Here is a 20,667-nt window from a genome sequence, read left to right on the forward strand (position 1 = left end):
GACATCCAACATGGATGTTGGCTGAAATTCCGCTATCGCGAGCAGGCTCGCTCCCACACGGGATGGTGTTCCGTCAGGCCAGTTCGGGATATCTGGCGTAAGCCTGTTCGAGCAGCACGGTGAAGCGGTTGAACGCATCGATCGCACCTTTCTCGACCCCCGTTTCTTCTTCGGCACTGAACTCAAGGCCGTCGAGGGTTTTGACGAAGCGTTTCCAGCCTTCGGCGCGGCCACCGGCAGGTTCTCCCAGGTGACGGGCACCAAAGGTTTCGCTCAGGCCCAAGCCCAAGGCGCGCTTGATCAGGAACGCGGCACCGAGTTTCGAACCTTCGGAGACGAAGATCCAGCCCAAGGCCTCGGCCTTGCCCGGGTTTTTCACGGCACCGGTTACCGGGGCCGGGACGTCGGTTTCCAGGTCGGCCAGGTCAGCCTTGGCGGCGTCGGCGCGGCAACGCTGCGGCAGGTCCGGGACGATGGCGATCAGTTCGGCATCGTTGTACAGCGATACCAGCTCCGACTGGAACAGGTACTGGGCAGCCACGAAGCGGGCGAAGTTGGCTTGGGTTTCGAACGGTGCATGAGCTTTCACCAGCGCATCGAGTTTGCTGTGCGGTGAGTGAGTGATCTGGTTCAGGCGTTGCGAGCGCAGGCTCGGGCATTCAGGGGTATGGGCAGCGGTCATGAAGAAGTCCTTGAGAATGAAAGGCGCGTTGTCACTAGACGAACCAGACGACGCGGCAGCGTAAAAAATCCTCGCTGCGCTTTTATCCAGAAGCGCAGCAAGGCTCCAAGAATCAGATGTCCCAGATCAGGTTGATCGCGAAGTTGCGGCCCGGCTCGGTCAGGCGATCAAGGTTGGCCGGGCTGAGCACGGCGGCTTCACCGACGCTGTCGTAACCGCGCACGTTGTCCCACTGCCAGTACTTCTTGTCGGCCAGGTTGTACACGCCAGCGCTGACGGTGACGTCGTCGGTCACTTTGTAGAAACCGCTCAGGTCGACCACGCCATAACCCGGTGTCTTGAACTGGCTGCTGACGCCATCCGGCGACTTGAAGCTGCTGCTGTCGACGAGGTTTTTCTTCTGCACCAGGGTCCAGCTGAGCAAGGCACCGTAGTTGTCCTGGTCGTAACCCAGGCCGAACACGCCGGTCAGTGGGTTGACCGCGTTGAGCGGCTCGCCGGTGTCGTTGTTGCGACCGTGGGCATAGGCCACCGAACCCTGGGTGTAGAGGCCTTGCGGTGCGCCGAAGGTGTCGAGGTTCAGGCGACCTTTGAGTTCGACGCCCTTGATGGTCGCGTGCTTGATGTTGTTGCTCTGGAACGTCAGCTCGTTGTAGCCCGGGGTGACGGCGTCTTCGTTGATGAAGTCGCGGTACTTGTTATAGAACACCGCCACATCGAAGTGACCGGATTCGAAGTTGCCACGCAGGCCGGTCTCGTAGCTCTGGCTTTTTTCCGGCCCCAGATTCGGGTTCGGTTCCACGCGGTAGCCGGTGGTAGTGTTCTCGAAGCGGCCATACAACGCCTTGGCGGTCGGGGTGCGGAAACCTTCGGCGTACTGGCCGTACCAGGTGTAGTTGTCGGTCAGGGCGTAGGTCAGGCCGAACTTGGGCGACACGCGATGCCAGGTCTTGTTCTCGTCGCTGACCGTGCCTTTGCCGTCGGCGGCCACGGTGTTGAGGAATTCCTGAGTGATGTGCGGCTTGAGCTGGGTGTAGTCGTAGCGCAGGCCCGGCAGGAAGGTCCATTTGTTCCAGTTGATCTGATCCTGGGCGAACAGGCTGTAGGTGTTGATGGTCGGGTCCGGGAAGTCGCTGGACTTCTTCAGTACATCGCTAGGACTTATCGCGCCGATCGCTGTGCAACCACGGCCAACGGCCAGGCACGTTCCGCTGCCGCTACGCGAACCGCTGACTTTCTCTTGCTTGATCGTGGTGCCGTACGTCAGCAAATGGTCGGTTTCACCAAGGCTGAAGGCTTTGTCCAACTGTGCGTCGAATACCCACTGCTGTTCTTCATAGAGGGTTTCGCGGCTGCGCATCACGTTGCGGCTGAACGGGAAGTAGTTTTCCAGCGTGCTCTGATCGGTCTTGGCGATCTGGTAGTTCAAGCTCCACTTGAGGTGATCGACCAGCAAGGAATCGAGGGCGAAGCTGTTTTCCAGGCCGAAGCGTTCGCGGGTGATGGTGTCGTTGCCGGTGCGCGAGCGGTACATGCCCATTGGCTGGCCATTGTTGAACGGGCCACCGACGGCGCTTCGCTGGTCGGTGTCGCGGTCGTCCTTGTACTTCTCGTAGGTCAGGCCCAGGCGCGCGTCATCGGCATAGTTCCAGCCGAGTTTGGCCAGCAGGTTGGTGGTGCGGACGTCTTCCGGGTTGGCGGCGGTGCGATTCAACCCCGTGCCATTGTTGCTGCCGAAGGATTCGGTTTCGTGGCCGTCGCGCTGGCTGAAGTGCAGCAGGCCGTCGAACTGCTCGGCACGCCCGGCGACGGTGGCGGATTTGAGCCAGCTGTCGTCGGCGGAGTTGTAGCCGGTTTTCAGGCGGGCGCCGACGTCTTTGCCGGGCTTGATGATGTCGTCCGGGTCGAGGGTGAAGTAGCTCACCGCACCACCGATGGCGTTGCTGCCGTAGAGCACCGAAGCCGGGCCGCGGAGGATTTCCACGCGTTTGACGATTTCCGGGTCGACGTAGTTGCGCTGAGTCTTGGCGTACGGACCGTTGAAGAAACCGTTGGGCACCTCGACACCATCGACCTGGGTCAGGATCCGGTCACCGTCGATACCGCGAATGTTGTAGCCGCTGATACCGCCACGGGTGCCGGTGCCGCCGACCGAAACACCCGGTTCGTAGCGCACCAGTTCCTTGATGGTGTTGACGTTGTTGTGGTCCAGCTCTTCGCGAGTGTGCACGGTGACGGTGCTCGGTACGCTGTCGACGCTCTGCTCCTGACGGGTGGCGCTGATGGTCATCTGTTGCAGGGCGAGGGTCCCGCCGGCGCTGAGCTTTTCCAGCACGATGTTGTGATTGCCCAGCTTGCGATAGCTCAGGTTGGTCCCCACCAACAGCCGATCGAGGGCTTTTTCCGGGGGCAGCGAGCCGTGGACACCCGGCGAGGCGACGCCTTCAGCCAGTTCGGCCGGTAAGCCGACCTGCCAACCGGTTACGGCGGTAAAGGCATTGAGTGCCGACACCAGTGGCTGCTGGGTAATCGCGAACGAGTAGTCGCCCATGTTGCGGCTCGGTTGTTCAGCGGTGGCGGCCGAGACCTGTGCAGTGCCGGCCAACAGAATGGCGGCAGTCAGCAGGGACAGCACGCAGGAAGGTGAAGAGGACCGGCGGGTAAGGCGAGAGGACATCGATAGCGCTCCGTGTCGCACGAATCGTATAGGTGCAGATTTGCATCGAAGATGCGAATCAATTGCATTGGCTATAACGAGACGAACGATGGAGTGCTATCGAGTAAAAATAATTCTCATTTAGTTCAGGATCACCAGCGCCGGAAATTCCTCGAGCCTGGCCGAGGTGATGTGGGCCAGCGAGCGAACCACGTCCAGCGGTTGGTCGAGACGGTAATTGCCGGTCACCGTGACGTTGGCCAGCTGTTCATTGGTGTTGATGATCCAGCCCGGGTAGTAGCGGCGTAGTTCGGCCAGCACCTGGCTCAATGGGCAGTTTTCGAACACCAGTCGGCCTTGGACCCAGGCCAGATCGGTCGCCGGATCGAGTCTGGCCGGTTGATCGAAACCATTGGGGCCGATACGGATGCTTTCGCCGGCGCTCAGGCGCACGCGGGCGTCGCTGTGGGTGGTGCGCAAGTCGACGTCGCCGCGTTGCACGCGAACCTGCGCGATGCCGTCCAGATAACGCACGGCAAACGTGGTGTCGCGCACGCTGGCCGTGACCGGGCCGGCGTCAATTTCCAGCGGCAAGCCGCGATTGGCCGCCACCTCGAAATAGGCCTCGCCCTGATACAGACGGGCGATGCGTTGCTGGTCGTTGATGGTGCTGGAAAACGCCGAATTGGTGTTCAGCAGGACTTTTGAACCGTCCTCCAGTTGCAGGCGCTGACGCTCGCCGATCACGGTCAGATGATCTGCCTGAATCCGCATTGGCAGGTTGCTGAAGCTGAACAGCCCGAGGATCAACACTGCCGCCATGGCCAGCGGTTTCCAGTGCGGGCGCAGGCGCTCAAGTTTTGAGACCTTGCGTTTGGTCGTGCTCAAACCCAGCGCGGCTTGTGCGACCTGCGGCCCGTCCCAGATCGTCTGGGCCTTGGCAAATGCTTCGGCATTGCGCGGGTCGGCGGCAAGCCAGGTGTGGAACTCGCGGCTTTGTTGCTCGCTCGGACTGTCCAGCACGATCAGCCAGTCCAGCGCCTGGTCCATGGCGCTGGTGCTGGCTGAGTCCCGCGCCGGGAGTGGCGGGTGGGAAGGTGGGCTGTCCGTCACGGGTGTTCCTCGGCTGCGTCTGCGCGCAGCTGGTTTTTGATAGGGGGAGTGCAAACGACGGCTAAGGGTAGCAAAGCCTGAGTCATGACGCCGTTGTGCAAAATAATGGCTGGCAGACTCAGTGCTCGTTGAGGCGATCGGCGACACCGACGCAGATCGCCATGATCAGCTTCAGGTCTTTTTGCACGGTGCTCAAAGACACGCTGAGCTGTTCGGCGATCTCCAGATAGCTGTGCCCGTGCAGGCGGCTGAGGATGAAGATCTGCTGTTGGCGCGGGGTGAGTTGGTTGAGGCTGATGTTCAAGCGTTCGAGCAACTGTTCGGCATGGGCGGCGTCCTCGGCACTGCTGAGCGGCGCCGCGATGCTTTGCACGACGTTTAGCGGAACGTCTTCGAGCATCGTTCGGGACTGAATGCGCCGTGCGCGCAAATGGTCCAGCGCCAGGTTACGGGCGGTTTGAAACACGAAAGGTTCGAGGTGATCGATGGCCCGCTCACTTAACGCGCGGGCCACTCGCAGGTAGGTTTCCTGCAAGAGGTCTTCGGCGGTGCTGTGGTTGTTGACCATCCGCTCCAGGGTCCGCAGCAGCGAGACTCGCTGCGCGAGGAAGACATGGTGGAAGCGCGATTGACTCACAGTAGGACCTGATCCATTTCAAGCGAATGATAATGCTTATCATCTTCTTGAAAGGTCAAGCGCTACGGGTGAGAATTATTTGCGGCCTTGCAGGTACGCCGGGTAATCGGGGATCCGGTACGCGTGCGGCTGATCCATCAACGGGCTGCTGAGCAGGTAATCGGCGCTGCATTCATTGCAGGCCACTGGAATGTTCCAGACCGCCGCGACCCGCAGTAATGCCTTGATGTCCGGATCGTGAGGTTGCGGCTCGAACGGGTCCCAGAAGAACACCAGCATGTCGACCCGCTGCTCGGCGATTCGCGCACCGACCTGTTGATCGCCGCCCAACGGGCCGCTGATCATGCTTTCAACGGGCAGATCCAGGCGTTTGCTCAGCAGCATCCCGGTGGTGCCGGTGGCCACAAGCTCGTGTTGTGCGAGCTTGTCCTTCTGCCGCTCGGCCCAGTCCAGCAAGAACACTTTGCAGTGATCATGGGCAACCAGGGCGATGCGTTTGCGCGCCGCCATGGTTTTGGTGGTAAAGCTGATACCGATCATCGGCGGTTCCACGGAGCAATCGTCCTTATTCGGCGTTGCACAGGGCGAGGCAGTTATCGAGCATACGGTTGGAGAAGCCCCATTCGTTGTCGTACCAGGCCAGCACCTTGAGCAGCTTGCCGCTGGACTTGGTGTGGTTGGCATCGAAAATCGACGACAACGGGTTGTGGTTGAAGTCACTGGAAACCAGCGGCAGGGTGTTGTAGCCGAGGATCTTCGAGTGCTGGCTGGCTTCTTTGAGCAGTGCGTTGACCTCGTCAGCGCTGGCTTCGCGCTTGAGCTGCACGGTCAGGTCCACCAGCGACACGTTGATCACCGGCACGCGCACCGACATGCCGGTCAGTTTGCCGGCCAGTTCCGGCAGCACCAGGCCCACCGCTTCGGCGGCGCCGGTCTTGCTCGGGATCATGTTCTGGGTAGCCGAACGGGCACGGTACGGGTCGACGTGGTAGACATCGGTCAGGTGCTGGTCGTTGGTATAGGCGTGGATGGTGGTCATCAGACCGCTCTCGATGCCCAGCTCGCGGTGCAACACCTGAGCCACCGGGGCCAGGCAGTTGGTGGTGCACGACGCGTTGGAAATGATCTGGTGCGATTGGCGCAGGATGTCGTGGTTGACCCCGTACACCACGGTGGCGTCGGCGCCTTTGGCCGGGGCCGAGATAATCACTTTGCGTGCGCCGGCGCTAATATGGGCGGCGGCTTTGGCACGGTCGGTGAACAGGCCGGTGCATTCGAACACGACGTCGACTTTCTCGGCAGCCCACGGCAATTCGGCCGGGTTGCGAATGGCGCTGACCGAAATCCGGTCGCCGTTGACGGTCAGGCTTTCCTGATCGTGCTGCACATCGGCATCGAAGGTGCCATGCACGGTGTCGTATTTGAGCAGGTGAGCGTTCATCGAGCTATCGCCCAAATCGTTGATGGCGACGATCTGCAAATCCTGACGGTAGCCTTGGGTATACAGTGCGCGAAGGACATTACGGCCAATGCGGCCAAAACCATTGATTGCAATTCGTAGAGTCATATGAAAAGCGCCTTCGTCATATTTGTTGTTGGAATTACAAGATTATTCGCAAAAAAATAGAAAACAAGCCTTTTTAGTGGCAATATTTTGTTTTATCTACAACTAGTGACCTGAATCAACTGGTCCGAGTGGTCAAGAAAACCGTCAGCGCGTCACGCGTAGATGCCTTTTGATCAGCATAGACTCGAACAGGTCGCCACATCCGTTAGCCTGGAGTTCTACACATGCATCCCCGCGTACTTGAGGTCACTGAACGGCTCATCACCCGTAGCCGCGCTACCCGTGAGGCCTACCTTGCATTGATTCGCGGCGCCGCCAGCGATGGCCCGATGCGCGGCAAGCTGCAATGCGCCAACTTCGCCCACGGCGTGGCCGGGTGTGGCACCGAAGACAAGCAAAACCTGCGGATGATGAATGCCGCCAACGTGGCGATTGTTTCGTCATATAACGACATGCTCTCGGCGCATCAGCCGTACGAGCACTACCCGGAACAAATCAAGCACGCATTGCGCGAGATCGGTTCGGTCGGCCAGTTCGCCGGCGGCGTGCCGGCCATGTGCGACGGCGTGACCCAGGGCGAGCCGGGCATGGAGCTGGGCATTGCCAGTCGTGAAGTGATCGCGATGTCGACCGCTGTTGCGCTGTCTCACAACATGTTCGACGCGGCAATGATGCTCGGCATCTGCGACAAGATCGTGCCGGGCCTGATGATGGGCGCGCTGCGCTTCGGTCATCTGCCGACGATTTTCGTTCCGGGCGGGCCGATGGTGTCGGGGATTTCCAACAAGGAAAAAGCCGACGTTCGTCAGCGCTACGCCGAAGGCAAGGCCAGCCGCGAAGAGCTGCTGGAATCGGAAATGAAGTCCTACCACAGCCCTGGCACCTGCACGTTCTACGGCACTGCCAACACCAACCAGTTGCTGATGGAAGTCATGGGCCTGCACTTGCCGGGCGCGTCCTTCGTCAACCCGAACACCCCGTTGCGCGATGCCCTGACCCGCGAAGCCGCGCACCAGATCACCCGCCTGACCAAGCAAAGCGGCAACTTCATGCCCATCGGCGAAATCGTCGACGAGCGTTCGCTGGTCAACTCGATCGTGGCGCTGCACGCTACGGGCGGCTCGACCAACCACACCCTGCACATGCCGGCCATCGCCATGGCAGCCGGTATTCAACTGACCTGGCAGGACATGGCGGACCTCTCCGAGGTGGTGCCGACCCTGAGCCACGTCTACCCGAACGGCAAGGCGGACATCAACCACTTCCAGGCCGCGGGCGGCATGTCATTCCTGATCCGCGAATTGCTGGAAGCCGGTCTGCTCCACGAAGACGTCAACACCGTGGCTGGCCATGGCCTGAGCCGCTACACCCAGGAACCGTTCCTGGAAAACGGTGAGCTGGTATGGCGCGAAGGCCCGATCGAAAGCCTCGATGAAAACATCCTGCGTCCGGTCGCCCGTGCGTTCTCGCCAGAAGGCGGCCTGCGGGTGATGGAAGGCAACCTCGGTCGCGGGGTGATGAAGGTCTCGGCCGTGGCGCCGGAACATCAAGTGGTCGAAGCACCGGCGATGGTCTTCCAGGACCAGCAAGACCTGGCCGATGCATTCAAGGCCGGTCTGCTGGAGAAGGACTTTGTCGCGGTGATGCGCTTCCAGGGCCCGCGTTCCAACGGCATGCCGGAGCTGCACAAGATGACGCCGTTCCTCGGTGTGCTGCAGGACCGTGGCTTCAAGGTTGCGCTGGTGACTGACGGGCGGATGTCCGGTGCGTCGGGGAAAATCCCGGCGGCCATTCACGTCAGCCCGGAAGCCTTTGTCGGTGGAGCTTTGGCTCGCGTGCAAGAGGGCGATATCATCCGCGTCGATGGCGTCAAAGGCACCTTGCAACTGTTGGTGGACGCCGATGAATTTGCCGCTCGCACGCCGGCCAAAGGCCTGCTGGACAACGGCATTGGTTGCGGTCGCGAGTTGTTTGGCTTCATGCGCATGGCCTTCAGCTCGGCAGAGCAGGGCGCCAGCGCCTTTACCTCTGCCCTGGAGACCCTTAAGTGAAACTAGCGCTGGTCGGTGACATTGGTGGAACCAATGCGCGTTTTGCGTTGTGGAAAGACCAGCAACTGGAGTCGATCCAGGTGCTGGCGACAGCCGACTATGCCTGCCCGGAAGACGCCATCGGCGTCTACCTGAGCGGCCTCGGCCTGGCGCCCGGTTCGATTGGAGCGGTGTGCCTGTCGGTGGCGGGCCCCGTCAGCGGTGACGAATTTCGTTTTACCAACAACCACTGGCGGCTGAGCCGCAAGGCCTTTTGCCAGACCTTGCAGGTCGATCAGTTGTTGCTGGTCAACGACTTCTCGGCTATGGCGCTGGGCATGACGCGCCTGCAACCGGGCGAGTTTCGGGTGGTCTGCAAAGGCACGCCGGAGCCGTTGCGCCCGGCGGTGGTGATCGGTCCTGGCACTGGCCTTGGGGTCGGCACCTTGCTGGATCTTGGCGAAGGCCGTTGGGCCGCATTGCCGGGGGAGGGTGGGCATGTCGACCTGCCACTGAGCAGTCCGCGAGAAACCCAACTCTGGCAGCACATCTACAACGAGATCGGTCACGTCAGTGCCGAAACAGCGCTGAGCGGCAGCGGTTTGCCGCGCGTCTATCGAGCGATTTGTGCTGTCGACGGGCATGAACCTGTGCTCGACACCCCGGAAGCCATCACCGCCGCCGGACTTGCGGGCGACCCGATTGCCGTGGAAGTGCTCGAGCAGTTCTGCTGCTGGCTTGGTCGGGTGGCCGGCAACAACGTGCTGACCACCGGTGCACGCGGCGGTGTCTACATCGTCGGCGGGGTGATTCCACGGTTTGCCGATTTCTTTCTCAAGAGCGGTTTTGCCCGCTGCTTCGCCGACAAGGGCTGCATGAGCGAGTACTTCAACGGCATTCCCGTCTGGCTGGTGACCGCCCCGTATTCCGGCCTGACCGGCGCGGGTGTGGCACTGGAACAGGCTCTCCCTGATTGAAATGATTACCTGTGGGAGCGCGCTTATTGTGGCGAGGGGGCTTGCCCCCGTTGGATCGCGAAGCGATCCCAAAATAGTCACTGGGGTTTGCCTGAAGTAATGATGTAGCTGCCTTTACGACTGCTTCGCAGCCGAACGGGGGCAAGCCCCCTCGCCACAATAGACTCCTCACCATTAATGCGCGCACGTCATCAGATTTTCTTAAGGCATAATCCGCCCCATCCATAACAACAAGGACGCCGCCCCGTGAGCTCAGTCAACAAGTCGATTTTGTTGGTCGATGACGATCAAGAGATACGCGAGTTGCTGGACACCTACCTCAGCCGCGCAGGGTTTCAGGTGCGGACCACGCCCGACGGCGCCGGCTTTCGCCAGGCGCTGAACGAGGCGCCGAGTGATCTGGTGATCCTTGATGTGATGTTGCCGGACGAAGACGGCTTCAGTTTGTGTCGCTGGATTCGCCAGCACCCGCGCCAGGCCCAGGTGCCGATCATCATGCTCACCGCCAGTTCCGACGAGGCCGACCGGGTCATTGGCCTGGAGCTCGGCGCCGACGATTACCTTGGCAAACCCTTCAGCCCCCGTGAATTGCAGGCACGAATCAAAGCCTTGCTGCGGCGTGCCCAGTTCGGTCAGGAGCGCTCTGGCGGCGAAGTGTTGGCCTTCGATGAGTGGCGGCTGGACATGGTCAGCCACCGACTTTTTCACACTGATGGCGAAGAGGTGATTCTCTCCGGTGCCGATTTCGCGCTGTTGAAACTCTTCCTCGATCACCCGCAGGAAATCCTCGACCGCGACACCATCGGCAATGCCACCCGTGGCCGTGACCTGATGCCGCTCGATCGCATCGTCGACATGGCCGTCAGCCGTTTGCGCCAGCGTCTGCGCGATACCGATAAACCTCCGCGTTTGATTCGCACCGTGCGCGGCAGTGGTTATCAACTGGCTGCCAATGTAGTCGCCAGCAATGGCCACTGAGTTTTTCACCCGCCTGATACGGCGGGTGCCGGTGCCGCGTTCGCTGCTTGGGCGGATGTTACTGCTGACCCTGCTGGCGGTGCTGTTCGCGCAAACGCTGTCGAGCGTGATCTGGGTTTCGCAATTGCGTGCCACGCAACTGGAAGGTCTGGTCACCGCCGCTCGCAGCCTGGCGCATTCGATGACCGCCAGCGTCAGTTACTTTCGCTCACTTCCGGTGGCGTACCGACCGTTGGTTCTCGACCAGTTGCGTAGCATGGGCGGCACCCGCTTCGTGGTGACGCTCAACGACAAACCGTTGGAAATGCAGTTGCTGCCGGCGACCCCGCGCAAAGAAGCGGTGCTGGCGGCAGTGGATGACGTGCTGCGGCAATCGCTGGGCGCAGACACCGACATCTCGGTGCAATTCGTCAGCCCGGACGACCTGCGGATCTTCAATGGTGGTTTGAAGCTCGATGAATTGCCACGGTCCTGGGCGCATTACGCGCTGACCCTGGAACCGGTCAACCCGCCGGTGCTGGTCACCCAGATCAAACTGGCCCAAGGCGAATGGCTGTATATCGCCTCGCTGTTGCCCGAGCCCTATACCAGCCTGGAAGAGCAGGGCCTGCCGTCGCAGCAGGTCTGGTTCATCGTGCTCACCAGCGGTTTTCTGTTGTTGTTTATTGGCCTGTTGGTGCACTGGCAGAGCCGACCGCTCAAGCGTCTGGCGCGGGCGGCGCGGGACATGTCGCTGGGCGCCGAAGTGGAACCGGTGGCCGAGGGCGGTGGCAGTGAGGTGGTCGAAGTCGGCCGAGCCTTCAACGCCATGCGCGAGCGCATCAGCCGCTACCTGACAGAGCGCAGCCAGTTGTTCAGTGCCATTTCCCATGACTTGCGCACCCCCATCACTCGTCTGCGGCTGCGGGTCGAGTTGCTGGAAGACGAGCGGCTGCAAGCCAAGTTCGGGCGTGATCTGGATGAGCTGGAGCTGTTGGTCAAAGGCGCGCTGCAATGCGTCAAGGACACTGACATCCACGAAAACATCGAGCCGGTGGACCTCAATCATGTGCTCGATTGCTTGGTCGAGCCTTACCTGGCGCCCAACGGCAATGGCCGCGTAACCCAGCAAGGCCGGGCGCTGGCGCCGTATCCCGGTAAGCCGCTGGCGCTCAAGCGCTGCATCGGCAACCTGATCGACAACGCCCTCAAGTACGGGCAGAACGCCCATTTGCACATCGACGACGATGACAGCGCGTTCATCTTGCACGTCGACGACGAAGGCCCGGGCGTGCCCGAGCAGCGACTGGAGCAAGTGTTCGAACCGCACTTTCGTTTGGCCGGACAGCAGCAGGGTTACGGGTTGGGGCTGGGCATTGCGCGTAACATCGCCCATAGCCATGGTGGGGAAGTGAGTTTGCAGAATTTGCGCGAGGGCGGGTTAAGGGTGACGCTGCAGTTGCCCAGAGATTGATGATCATTCCCACGCTCCGCGTGGGAATGCAGCCCGTGACGCTCCGCGTCACTGGACGCAGAGCGTCCCTAGAGGCATTCCCACGCAGAGCGTGGGAACGATCAGTGTCACAAGTCAGTGACACACACGGGCCCCTTCGTTACCTGCCCGTCACCGCCTGTTGTTTAGACTCCCCTCAGTCATAACAACAAAAAAAGGTACTCCATGAACACCCTCCAACCTGCCTTCAGCAGTTGGCTGAACGCGCCTGCCCATCAGCGATGGCTGGCCGACGAAGGCTTGCGCCTGCTGGCTTTCGCCAAGGCATCGAAGCTGCCTGAAGGCTTCGGCAACCTGGACGAACACGGCCAATTACCGGCCGCCGCCCAGGCCCACACCATGAACACCGCCCGCATGACCCACAGCTTCGCCCTGGCTCACATTCAGGGCTTGCCGGGGTTTGCCGAACTGGTGGATCACGGCATCAATGCCCTGAATGGCCCGTTGCGTGACGCCGAATTCGGTGGCTGGTTTGCGGTGCCCGATCACCGTGATGGTGATACCGGCAAAGCCGCTTACCTGCATGCTTTCGTGGCACTCGCGGCGAGTTCTGCGGTGGTTGCCCAAAGGCCTGGAGCAGATGCCTTGCTCAGCGATGCCATCGCCATCATCGAGCAGCATTTCTGGAGCGAGGAGGAGGGCGCGATGCGCGAATCCTTTAATCGCGACTGGAGCGAAGAGGAACCCTATCGCGGTGCCAACAGCAACATGCACGCCACCGAAGCCTTTCTCGCGCTGGCCGATGTCGCACAGGACAGCCGTTGGTTGAACCGTGCCCTGCGAATTGTCGAGCGGGTGATTCACCGGCACGCAGCGGTCAACGACCATTTGGTGGTCGAGCATTTTGATCGTGATTGGCAACCGTTGCGCGACTACAACCAAGCCAATCCGGCTGACCACTTCCGACCGTACGGCACCACGCCGGGCCATGGTTTTGAATGGTCACGGCTGCTGCTGCACCTGGAGGCTGCACGCGGGCAGGCCGGCATGTTGACCCCCGGTTGGCTGGTGAGCGACGCGCAACAACTCTTCGCCAACAACTGCCTTCACGGATGGCGCGTCGATGGCGCGCCAGGCATTGTCTACACCCTCGACTGGGACAACCGCCCCGTCGTGCGCCAGCGTTTGCACTGGGTTCACTGCGAAGCCAGTGCCGCCGCCAGTGCCTTGCTCAAACGCACCGGTGAGGCGCAGTACGAAACCTGGTACCGGCGTTTCTGGGAGTTCAGCGACCGCTGTTTGATCGACCGAATTCACGGCAGCTGGCACCACGAACTCGACCCGCAAAACTGCCCAAGTGCCGAGATCTGGGGCGGTAAGCCAGACCTCTATCACGCCTGGCAAGCGGTGCTGATTCCACGCTTGCCGCTGGCACCGAGCATGGCCAGTGCGTTGGCTCAAGGCTCTGTCTCGGTACTTATGTAACCATGCAGTGACATTTTGCCGTCGCTTCGTTACCTGCCAAGCGACCTACGCTGTTTAAACTCGTTTGCAGCGCAAGCACCAGACTTGCATGCATAACAACAAGAAAGGTACTGCTAGATGAATGCGATTTCTCGCCTCGCCACTGTCGTTTCTCTTGCCACGCTGTTTCCCCTGACTGCATTTCCTCTTAGCGCACTTGCCGCCGATTCCAAAGGTTCCGTGGAAGTCGTGCACTGGTGGACTTCGGGTGGTGAAAAAGCAGCGGTCGATGTCCTCAAGGCTCAAGTCGAAAAAGACGGCTTCACCTGGAAGGACGGTGCGGTCGCCGGCGGCGGTGGCGCTACAGCTATGACCGTACTCAAAAGCCGCGCCGTAGCGGGTAACCCGCCAGGTGTAGCGCAAATCAAAGGTCCGGATATCCAGGAGTGGGGCAGCACTGGCCTGCTCAGCACCGATGCGCTGAAAGGCGTGTCCAAAGCTGAAAACTGGGATGGCCTGCTCTCGAAGAAAGTCTCCGACACCGTCAAGTACCAAGGCGATTACGTCGCGGTTCCGGTGAACATTCACCGCGTTAACTGGCTGTGGATCAACCCGGCCGTCTTCAAGAAAGCCGGTATCGAAAAAGCCCCGACCACCCTTGAAGAATTCTATGCCGCTGGCGAAAAACTGAAGGCTGCCGGCTTCATTGCCCTGGCCCACGGTGGTCAGCCTTGGCAGGACAGCACCGTGTTTGAGGACGTGGTGCTCTCGGTCATGGGCCCTGAGGGCTACAAGAAAGCCCTGGTCGATCTGGACCAGAAAACCCTGTCCGGCCCGGAAATGGTCAAATCCTTCACCGAGCTGAAAAAACTCACCGGCTACATGGACCCCAACCGCGCGGGCCGTGACTGGAACATCGCTGCCGCCGACGTGATCAACGGCAAGGCTGGCATGCAGATGATGGGTGACTGGGCCAAGAGCGAATGGACCGCCGCCCACAAGGTAGCGGGCAAGGACTATGAGTGCGTGCCGTTCCCGGGCACCGAAAAAGCCTTCACCTACAACATCGACTCCCTCGCCGTGTTCAAGCTCAAGGCTGATCGCACCGGCGATATCGCCGCTCAGCAGGACCTGGCCAAGGTCGCGCTGGGTAAAGACTTCCAGAAGGTCTTCAGCATCAACAAAGGTTCGATCCCGGTGCGCACCGACATGCTCAATGACATGAGCGCGTCGGGCTTCGACTCCTGCGCCCAGGCGTCGGCCAAAGACTTCCTGGCAGACGAGAAGACCGGCGGCCTGCAACCGAGCATGGCGCACAACATGGCCACCTCCCTGGCTGTGCAAGGCGCGATCTTCGATGTGGTGACCAACTTCATGAACGACAAGAGCGCTGACCCGGCCAAGGCCAGCGCCCAACTGGCATCGGCCATCAAAGCCGCCCAGTAGTCCCTGACGCCGCATGACCCTGTGGGAGCGAGCCTGCTCGCGATAGCTGACTGACATTCAATAGAGATGTCGACTGTTGTACCGCTATCGCGAGCAGGCCCACTCCCGCAAGGGGGCACTGTGCGCATTCACTTCTCTTCACCTGGATTATCCCGATGAGCTCTGTGGCGGTTTTCAGCAAAGCCTCACCGTTCGACGCACTGCAGCGCTGGCTTCCCAAACTGGTTTTGGCGCCGAGCATGCTGATCGTCCTGGTTGGCTTTTACGGTTACATCATCTGGACATTCGTTTTGTCCTTCACCAATTCCAGCTTCATGCCGAGCTACAAGTGGGTCGGCCTGCAGCAATACGTCCGGTTGATGGAGAACGACCGCTGGTGGGTCGCGAGCAAGAACCTCGCGGTCTTCGGCGGCATGTTCATCGGCATCAGCTTGGTGCTCGGGGTGTTTCTGGCGGTGCTGCTCGATCAGCGCATTCGCAAGGAAGGCTTCATCCGCACCATCTACCTGTACCCGATGGCGCTGTCGATGATCGTCACCGGTACTGCCTGGAAATGGCTGCTCAACCCAGGCCTGGGCCTGGACAAGATGCTGCGTGACTGGGGCTGGGAAGGCTTTCGCCTGGACTGGCTGGTGGATCAGGATCGCGTGGTTTACTGCCTGGTGATCGCCGCGGTATGGCAAGCCTCCGGGTTTGTGATGGCGATGTTTTTGGCCGGCCTGCGCGGTGTCGATCAGTCGATCATCCGTGCGGCGCAAGTCGACGGTGCGAGCCTGCCGACCATCTATTTGAAGATCGTCCTGCCAAGCCTGCGTCCGGTGTTTTTCAGCGCCTTCATGATCCTCGCACACATCGCGATCAAGAGCTTCGACCTGGTGGCGGCGATGACGGCGGGCGGTCCGGGTTATTCCTCCGACTTGCCGGCGATGTTCATGTATTCCTTCACCTTCAGCCGTGGCCAGATGGGCATCGGTTCGGCGAGCGCAATGATGATGCTCGGCGCGATCCTGGCGATTCTGGTGCCGTACCTGTACTCCGAACTGCGAGGCAAACGCCATGAGTAATCAACTTGGCAAACCGGCCTTGAGCTTTAGCCGCATTGCAATCTACGCGACCTTGTTGCTGGCCGCTGCGGTGTACCTGATTCCGCTGGTGGTGATGTTGCTGACCAGCTTCAAATCCCCGGAAGACATCCGCACCGGCAACCTCTTGAGCTGGCCGCAAGTGATTGATGGCATTGGCTGGATCAAGGCCTGGGACGTGGTAGGCGGCTACTTCTGGAACTCGGTGAAAATCACCGTGCCGGCAGTGCTGATCTCGACCTTCATCGGTGCAATGAACGGCTACGTGCTGTCGATGTGGCGCTTCCGTGGTTCGCAGTTGTTCTTCGGCCTGCTGTTGTTCGGCTGCTTCCTGCCGTTCCAGACCGTGCTGCTGCCAGCCTCGTTCACCGTCGGCAAACTCGGCCTGGCCAACACCACCACAGGGCTGGTGCTGGTGCACATCGTCTACGGGCTGGCGTTCACCACGCTGTTCTTCCGTAACTACTACGTGAGCATTCCGGATGCGCTGGTCAAGGCGGCGCGGCTGGATGGCGCGGGCTTCTTCACGATCTTCGGGAAGATCCTGCTGCCGATGTCGATTCCGATCGTGATGGTCTGCCTGATCTGGCAGTTCACCCAGATCTGGAATGACTTCCTGTTCGGTGTGGTCTTCGCCAGTGGCGATGCCCAGCCAATCACCGTGGCCCTGAACAACCTGGTCAACACCAGCACCGGGGTCAAGGAATACAACGTTGATATGGCGGCGGCGATGATCGCCGGGCTGCCGACACTGCTGGTCTACATATTCGCTGGCAAGTATTTCCTGCGTGGGCTGACGTCCGGCGCGGTCAAGGGGTAGAACATGGCAACTCTCGAATTACGCAACGTCAACAAAACCTACGGCAGCGGCTTGCCGGACACCCTGAAAAACATCGAATTGAAGATCGATGACGGTGAATTCCTGATCCTCGTCGGCCCGTCCGGTTGCGGCAAGTCGACCTTGATGAACTGCATCGCGGGACTGGAAAACATCAGCGGCGGGGCAATTCTGGTGGACGACGCTGACATCAGCGGCATGAGCCCCAAGGATCGCGACATCGCCATGGTGTTCCAGTCCTACGCGCTGTACCCGACCATGAGCGTGCGCGACAACATCGCCTTCGGCCTGAAGATCCGCAAGATGCCGGCGGCTGAAATCGACGAAGAAGTGGCACGGGTCGCCAAGCTGCTGCAAATCGAACACCTGCTCAGCCGCAAGCCCGGCCAGCTCTCTGGTGGTCAACAACAGCGTGTGGCCATGGGCCGTGCGCTGGCGCGGCGGCCGAAGATTTATCTGTTCGACGAACCGCTGTCCAACCTCGACGCCAAGCTGCGGGTCGAGATGCGCACCGAAATGAAACTGATGCACCAGCGCCTGAAAACCACCACGGTCTACGTGACTCACGACCAGATCGAGGCCATGACCCTGGGCGACAAAGTGGCGGTGATGAAGGACGGGATCATTCAGCAGTTCGGCACGCCGAAGCAGATCTACAACGACCCGGCCAACCTCTTCGTCGCCAGCTTCATCGGTTCGCCACCGATGAACTTCATCCCGCTGCGTTTGCAGCGCAAGGACGGCCGTCTGCTGGCGTTGCTCGACAGCGGCCAGGCGCGTTGCGAGCTGCCGCTGGGCATGCAGGATGCAGGTCTTGAGGACCGCGAAGTGATCCTCGGCATGCGCCCGGAGCAGATCGTCCTGGCGAACGGCGAGGCCAATGGTTTGCCGACCATTCGCGCTGAAGTCCAGGTTACCGAGCCAACCGGTCCCGATACGTTGGTGTTCGTCAATTTGAACGAAACCAAAGTCTGCTGCCGTCTGGCGCCGGATGTTGCACCGGCCGTTGGCGAGACCCTGACCCTGCAATTCGATCCATCGAAAGTGCTGCTGTTCGATGCCAAGACGGGCGAACGCCTGGGGAGGGCCGGTCAAGCGCAAACCGGGACTCACAGCGCCAACGTCGCGCAGTTCAAAGGGCGCTGAAGATCAAAAATGTGGGAGCGAGCTTGCTCGCGATGGCTATCTGACATTCAACATTGATGTCGACTGAAACACCGCTATCGCGAGCAAGCTCGCTCCCACAGGGGGATATGTGGCGGATGGGGACATCCGTCGCAACCGCTGTAAACCGCGTTAGATAAAAACAGTTAATAACAATAAAGACGAGGATGTAGGGATGAAAAAGAAGAACAACGCTCAGCTTATCTGCCAATTGTCAGCTGTTGCGGTGCTGACCATGGCCGGTAACGTACACGCAGATGATGCATTCAGCGCCGACTCCAAGTGGATGACGGGTGACTGGGGGGGCGAGCGGACCAAGCTGATCGAACAAGGTATCGACATCAAGGCGGATTACGTCGGTGAAGTGGGCGCCAACCTCCACGGCGGCTACAACCACGACAAGACCGCACGTTACGCCGACCAGTTTGGCCTGGGCGTGGCGCTGGACCTGCAAAAGCTGTGGGGCTGGGACAACACCCAGGCCAAGATCCAGCTCACCAACCGTAACGGTCAGAACATCTCCAATGACCGTGTCGGCGACCCGCGTGCCGGCACCTTGAGCTCCTCCCAGGAAGTCTACGGCCGTGGCCATATGGTCCGTCTGACCCAATTGTGGGTCCAGCACCAGTTCCTCGACGGTAAGCTGGACGTCAAAGCCGGTTATTTCGGCGAAGGCGAAGACTTCAACACCTTCCCGTGCGAGTTCCAGAACCTGGCGTTCTGCGGCTCCCAAGCGGGTAACTGGGCGACCGGTATCTGGTTCAACTGGCCGGTCATGCAGGCGGCGGTTCGCGTGAAGTACAACATCACGCCTGAGTTATATGCGCAGATCGGCGCGTACAACCAGAACCCATCGCAACTGGAACACGGTAACGGCTTCAAGCTCAGCGGCAGTGGTACCAAGGGCACCGTCTTGCCGGTCGAACTGGTCTGGTCGCCGAAGGTCAACAACCTGCCGGGCGAATACCGCGTGGGTTACTACAAAAGCACTGCCGACGCCAATGACGTCCGTAAAGACGACAATGGCAATGATGCAGCGACCACAGGCAACGCCTTCCGCAGCCACGATAGCAAGCACGGCTACTGGTTCGTTGCGCAGCAACAGCTCACCAGCCACAACGGTGACGCTTCTCGCGGTCTGAACGTCGCGGCCAACGCCACTTTCCACGACAAGGACACCAACGTTGTCGACAACTACCAGTCGCTGATGTTTGTGTACAAGGGCCCATTCGATGCACGCCCAAAAGATGACGTCGGCATCGGTTTTGCCCGTATCCATGTCAACGATGACGTGAAGAAAAACGCCGAGTTGCTCAACGCCGCCAATGGTGTCAGTGACTACGACAATCCGCTGTTCTCGCCACTGCGTTCCACCGAGTACAACTACGAGATCAACTACGGTTTCCACGTTACCAACTGGCTGACTGTGCGTCCTAACCTGCAATACGTCACTCACCCGGGTGGTGTTGATGAAGTCGACAACGCGCTGGTCGCCGGTTTGAAAATTCAGTCGGTGTTCTAACGCAGCTGCGATAAGCTCCTCTCCATGTGCGCATTTTTGCGGACGGCCAAGGCTGTCCGCTTTTTTTTGGGGCTGCGCAACCCCTGTAGCTCCTATTGGTATGGCAATGATTTTCAGGACCGTGGCACATGCTTGAGCATCCGCTACAACGCTTCTTCAAATCCCTGCGCGAGCGCCCGGTGTTCGCCTGGGAGCGCTATCAGCAGCGTGAGGTGCTGGTGATCGACCATCCGCTGTGTCAGGCGGTGTTCAGTCGTCAGGGTGCGCAGTTGCTGCACTTCCAGCCCTCGGGCCAAAAACCCTGGCTCTGGTGCGCGGCGAAGTGGCCGCAGGTCGGGGCGATTCGCGGTGGCGTACCGGTGTGCTGGCCGTGGTATGGCCGTCATCCGAGCGAAAATGCCTGGCCGTCCCATGGTTGGGCACGGCTGATCGACTGGAAACTGATCGACAGCAGCACCGATGACGACGGCGTGCGCCTGCATTGGCAATTGCAGTTGTGTGACTGGCAGGTGGACCTGCATGCGCACTTGGGTGATCGCATGGATTTGCGCCTGAGTACCGAGCATCAGGACAGTCTGCCGTGCCAGCTGAGCCATGCATTGCACGCCTATTGGCGTATTGGCGACGTTGCTGAGATAGCGCTGTCTGGACTCGATGGCGCGCAAGGTTATGACCAGCTCAAGCGCGAGTTTTGCGAGCAAAAGGGCGAGTTGCGGGTGGAGGGCGGCTGTCAGCGGGTGTTCCAGCACGAGGGCGAGTTACAGCTCAAGGACCACGCATGGCAGCGCCAGCTGTGCATCGACACCGGCGACAGCGCTGACACCGTGGTCTGGCATCCCGGGTCACGGCCGCTGCTGGGAGTGAGCTGGAATGAGGTCTCGGAGTTTGTCTGCGTAGAGGCAGCCTGCGGAGGCACCGATAGCCTGAGCCTGGCACCGGGGGAGCGGGCGCATTTGAGTTTGCAGGCGCGGATGGGAGTGTAGAGGTGGTACACAAACCCTGTGGCGAGGGGGCTTGTCGGAACGCCGCACCGCCCCGTTCGGCTGCGCAGCAGTCGTAAACCGGTAGATACGGTTTAC

17 protein-coding genes are annotated in these 20,667 nt (G+C 60.4%); 11 read left to right on the plus strand and 6 right to left on the minus strand.

All coding sequences use genetic code 11. From position 1 onward, the window contains the following. Positions 1 to 73: 73 nt before the first annotated feature. The 6 genes from BK658_RS22575 to gap form a co-directional block, all read right to left on the minus strand. Positions 74 to 682, minus strand: a complete 609-nt coding sequence (locus BK658_RS22575; RefSeq protein ID WP_123584243.1) for a biliverdin-producing heme oxygenase — start codon at positions 680 to 682, stop codon at positions 74 to 76. Between the two features lie 112 nt (positions 683 to 794). After that, positions 795 to 3,359, minus strand: a complete 2,565-nt coding sequence (locus tag BK658_RS22580; RefSeq protein WP_123584244.1) for a TonB-dependent receptor — start codon at positions 3,357 to 3,359, stop codon at positions 795 to 797. Between the two features lie 120 nt (positions 3,360 to 3,479). Next, positions 3,480 to 4,451, minus strand: a complete 972-nt coding sequence (locus BK658_RS22585) for a FecR family protein (protein ID WP_123584245.1) — start codon at positions 4,449 to 4,451, stop codon at positions 3,480 to 3,482. A 118-nt stretch (positions 4,452 to 4,569) separates the two neighbouring features. Further along, on the minus strand, positions 4,570 to 5,088 hold the full coding sequence (locus BK658_RS22590) for an RNA polymerase sigma factor (RefSeq protein ID WP_123584246.1): 519 nt from the start codon (positions 5,086 to 5,088) through the stop codon (positions 4,570 to 4,572). Positions 5,089 to 5,163: 75 nt separating this feature from the next. After that, the gene (locus BK658_RS22595; protein ID WP_123584324.1) at positions 5,164 to 5,628 is read right to left on the minus strand and encodes a methylglyoxal synthase; all 465 of its coding nucleotides are present in this window, start codon (positions 5,626 to 5,628) and stop codon (positions 5,164 to 5,166) included. Positions 5,629 to 5,653: 25 nt separating this feature from the next. After that, positions 5,654 to 6,655, minus strand: coding sequence for a type I glyceraldehyde-3-phosphate dehydrogenase (gap, locus tag BK658_RS22600; RefSeq protein ID WP_123426686.1), 1,002 nt, complete (start codon positions 6,653 to 6,655; stop codon positions 5,654 to 5,656). A 224-nt stretch (positions 6,656 to 6,879) separates the two neighbouring features. On the opposite strand from gap, the gene edd reads away from it, so the two are divergent. The 11 genes from edd (at position 6,880) to BK658_RS22665 (ending at position 20,571) form a co-directional block, all read left to right on the plus strand. Further along, complete coding sequence (gene edd, locus BK658_RS22605; protein WP_123584247.1) at positions 6,880 to 8,706, plus strand: phosphogluconate dehydratase; 1,827 nt, start codon at positions 6,880 to 6,882, stop codon at positions 8,704 to 8,706. Further along, positions 8,703 to 9,662 carry a glucokinase gene (locus BK658_RS22610; RefSeq protein WP_123584248.1) on the plus strand — a complete coding sequence of 320 codons (960 nt, stop codon included), beginning with the start codon at positions 8,703 to 8,705 and terminating at the stop codon, positions 9,660 to 9,662. The genes edd and BK658_RS22610 overlap by 4 nt, the downstream gene beginning before the upstream one ends. A gap of 246 nt (positions 9,663 to 9,908) precedes the next feature. Next, positions 9,909 to 10,640: a response regulator gene (locus BK658_RS22620; protein WP_103314995.1), complete on the plus strand. Its 732-nt coding sequence runs from the start codon at positions 9,909 to 9,911 to the stop codon at positions 10,638 to 10,640. Between the two features lie 31 nt (positions 10,641 to 10,671). Continuing rightward, positions 10,672 to 12,093 (plus strand): ATP-binding protein, encoded by a 1,422-nt coding sequence (locus BK658_RS22625; protein WP_185019886.1) that lies wholly within the window; start codon positions 10,672 to 10,674, stop codon positions 12,091 to 12,093. A 204-nt stretch (positions 12,094 to 12,297) separates the two neighbouring features. Beyond that, a complete protein-coding gene (locus BK658_RS22630) occupies positions 12,298 to 13,557 on the plus strand; it encodes a D-mannose isomerase (protein WP_123584251.1) in 1,260 nt (419 codons plus the stop codon). A gap of 117 nt (positions 13,558 to 13,674) precedes the next feature. After that, positions 13,675 to 14,982, plus strand: a complete 1,308-nt coding sequence (locus tag BK658_RS22635; protein WP_123584252.1) for an ABC transporter substrate-binding protein — start codon at positions 13,675 to 13,677, stop codon at positions 14,980 to 14,982. 155 nt (positions 14,983 to 15,137) lie between these two features. Further along, the gene (locus BK658_RS22640; RefSeq protein WP_019693218.1) at positions 15,138 to 16,046 is read left to right on the plus strand and encodes a carbohydrate ABC transporter permease; all 909 of its coding nucleotides are present in this window, start codon (positions 15,138 to 15,140) and stop codon (positions 16,044 to 16,046) included. Next, entirely contained in the window at positions 16,039 to 16,884 is an 846-nt protein-coding gene (locus BK658_RS22645) for a carbohydrate ABC transporter permease (protein WP_054593683.1), read from the plus strand. Before BK658_RS22640 ends, BK658_RS22645 begins: the two co-directional genes overlap by 8 nt. A gap of 3 nt (positions 16,885 to 16,887) precedes the next feature. Continuing rightward, entirely contained in the window at positions 16,888 to 18,048 is a 1,161-nt protein-coding gene (locus tag BK658_RS22650) for an ABC transporter ATP-binding protein (RefSeq protein WP_123584253.1), read from the plus strand. A 193-nt stretch (positions 18,049 to 18,241) separates the two neighbouring features. Beyond that, positions 18,242 to 19,588: a carbohydrate porin gene (locus BK658_RS22660; RefSeq protein ID WP_123584255.1), complete on the plus strand. Its 1,347-nt coding sequence runs from the start codon at positions 18,242 to 18,244 to the stop codon at positions 19,586 to 19,588. 128 nt (positions 19,589 to 19,716) lie between these two features. After that, positions 19,717 to 20,571, plus strand: a complete 855-nt coding sequence (locus BK658_RS22665; RefSeq protein ID WP_123584256.1) for a D-hexose-6-phosphate mutarotase — start codon at positions 19,717 to 19,719, stop codon at positions 20,569 to 20,571. The last annotated feature ends 96 nt before the right edge of the window (positions 20,572 to 20,667 follow it).

This window comes from Pseudomonas brassicacearum, from assembly GCF_003732175.1.
Taxonomy (GTDB): Bacteria; Pseudomonadota; Gammaproteobacteria; order Pseudomonadales; family Pseudomonadaceae; genus Aquipseudomonas; species Aquipseudomonas brassicacearum_G.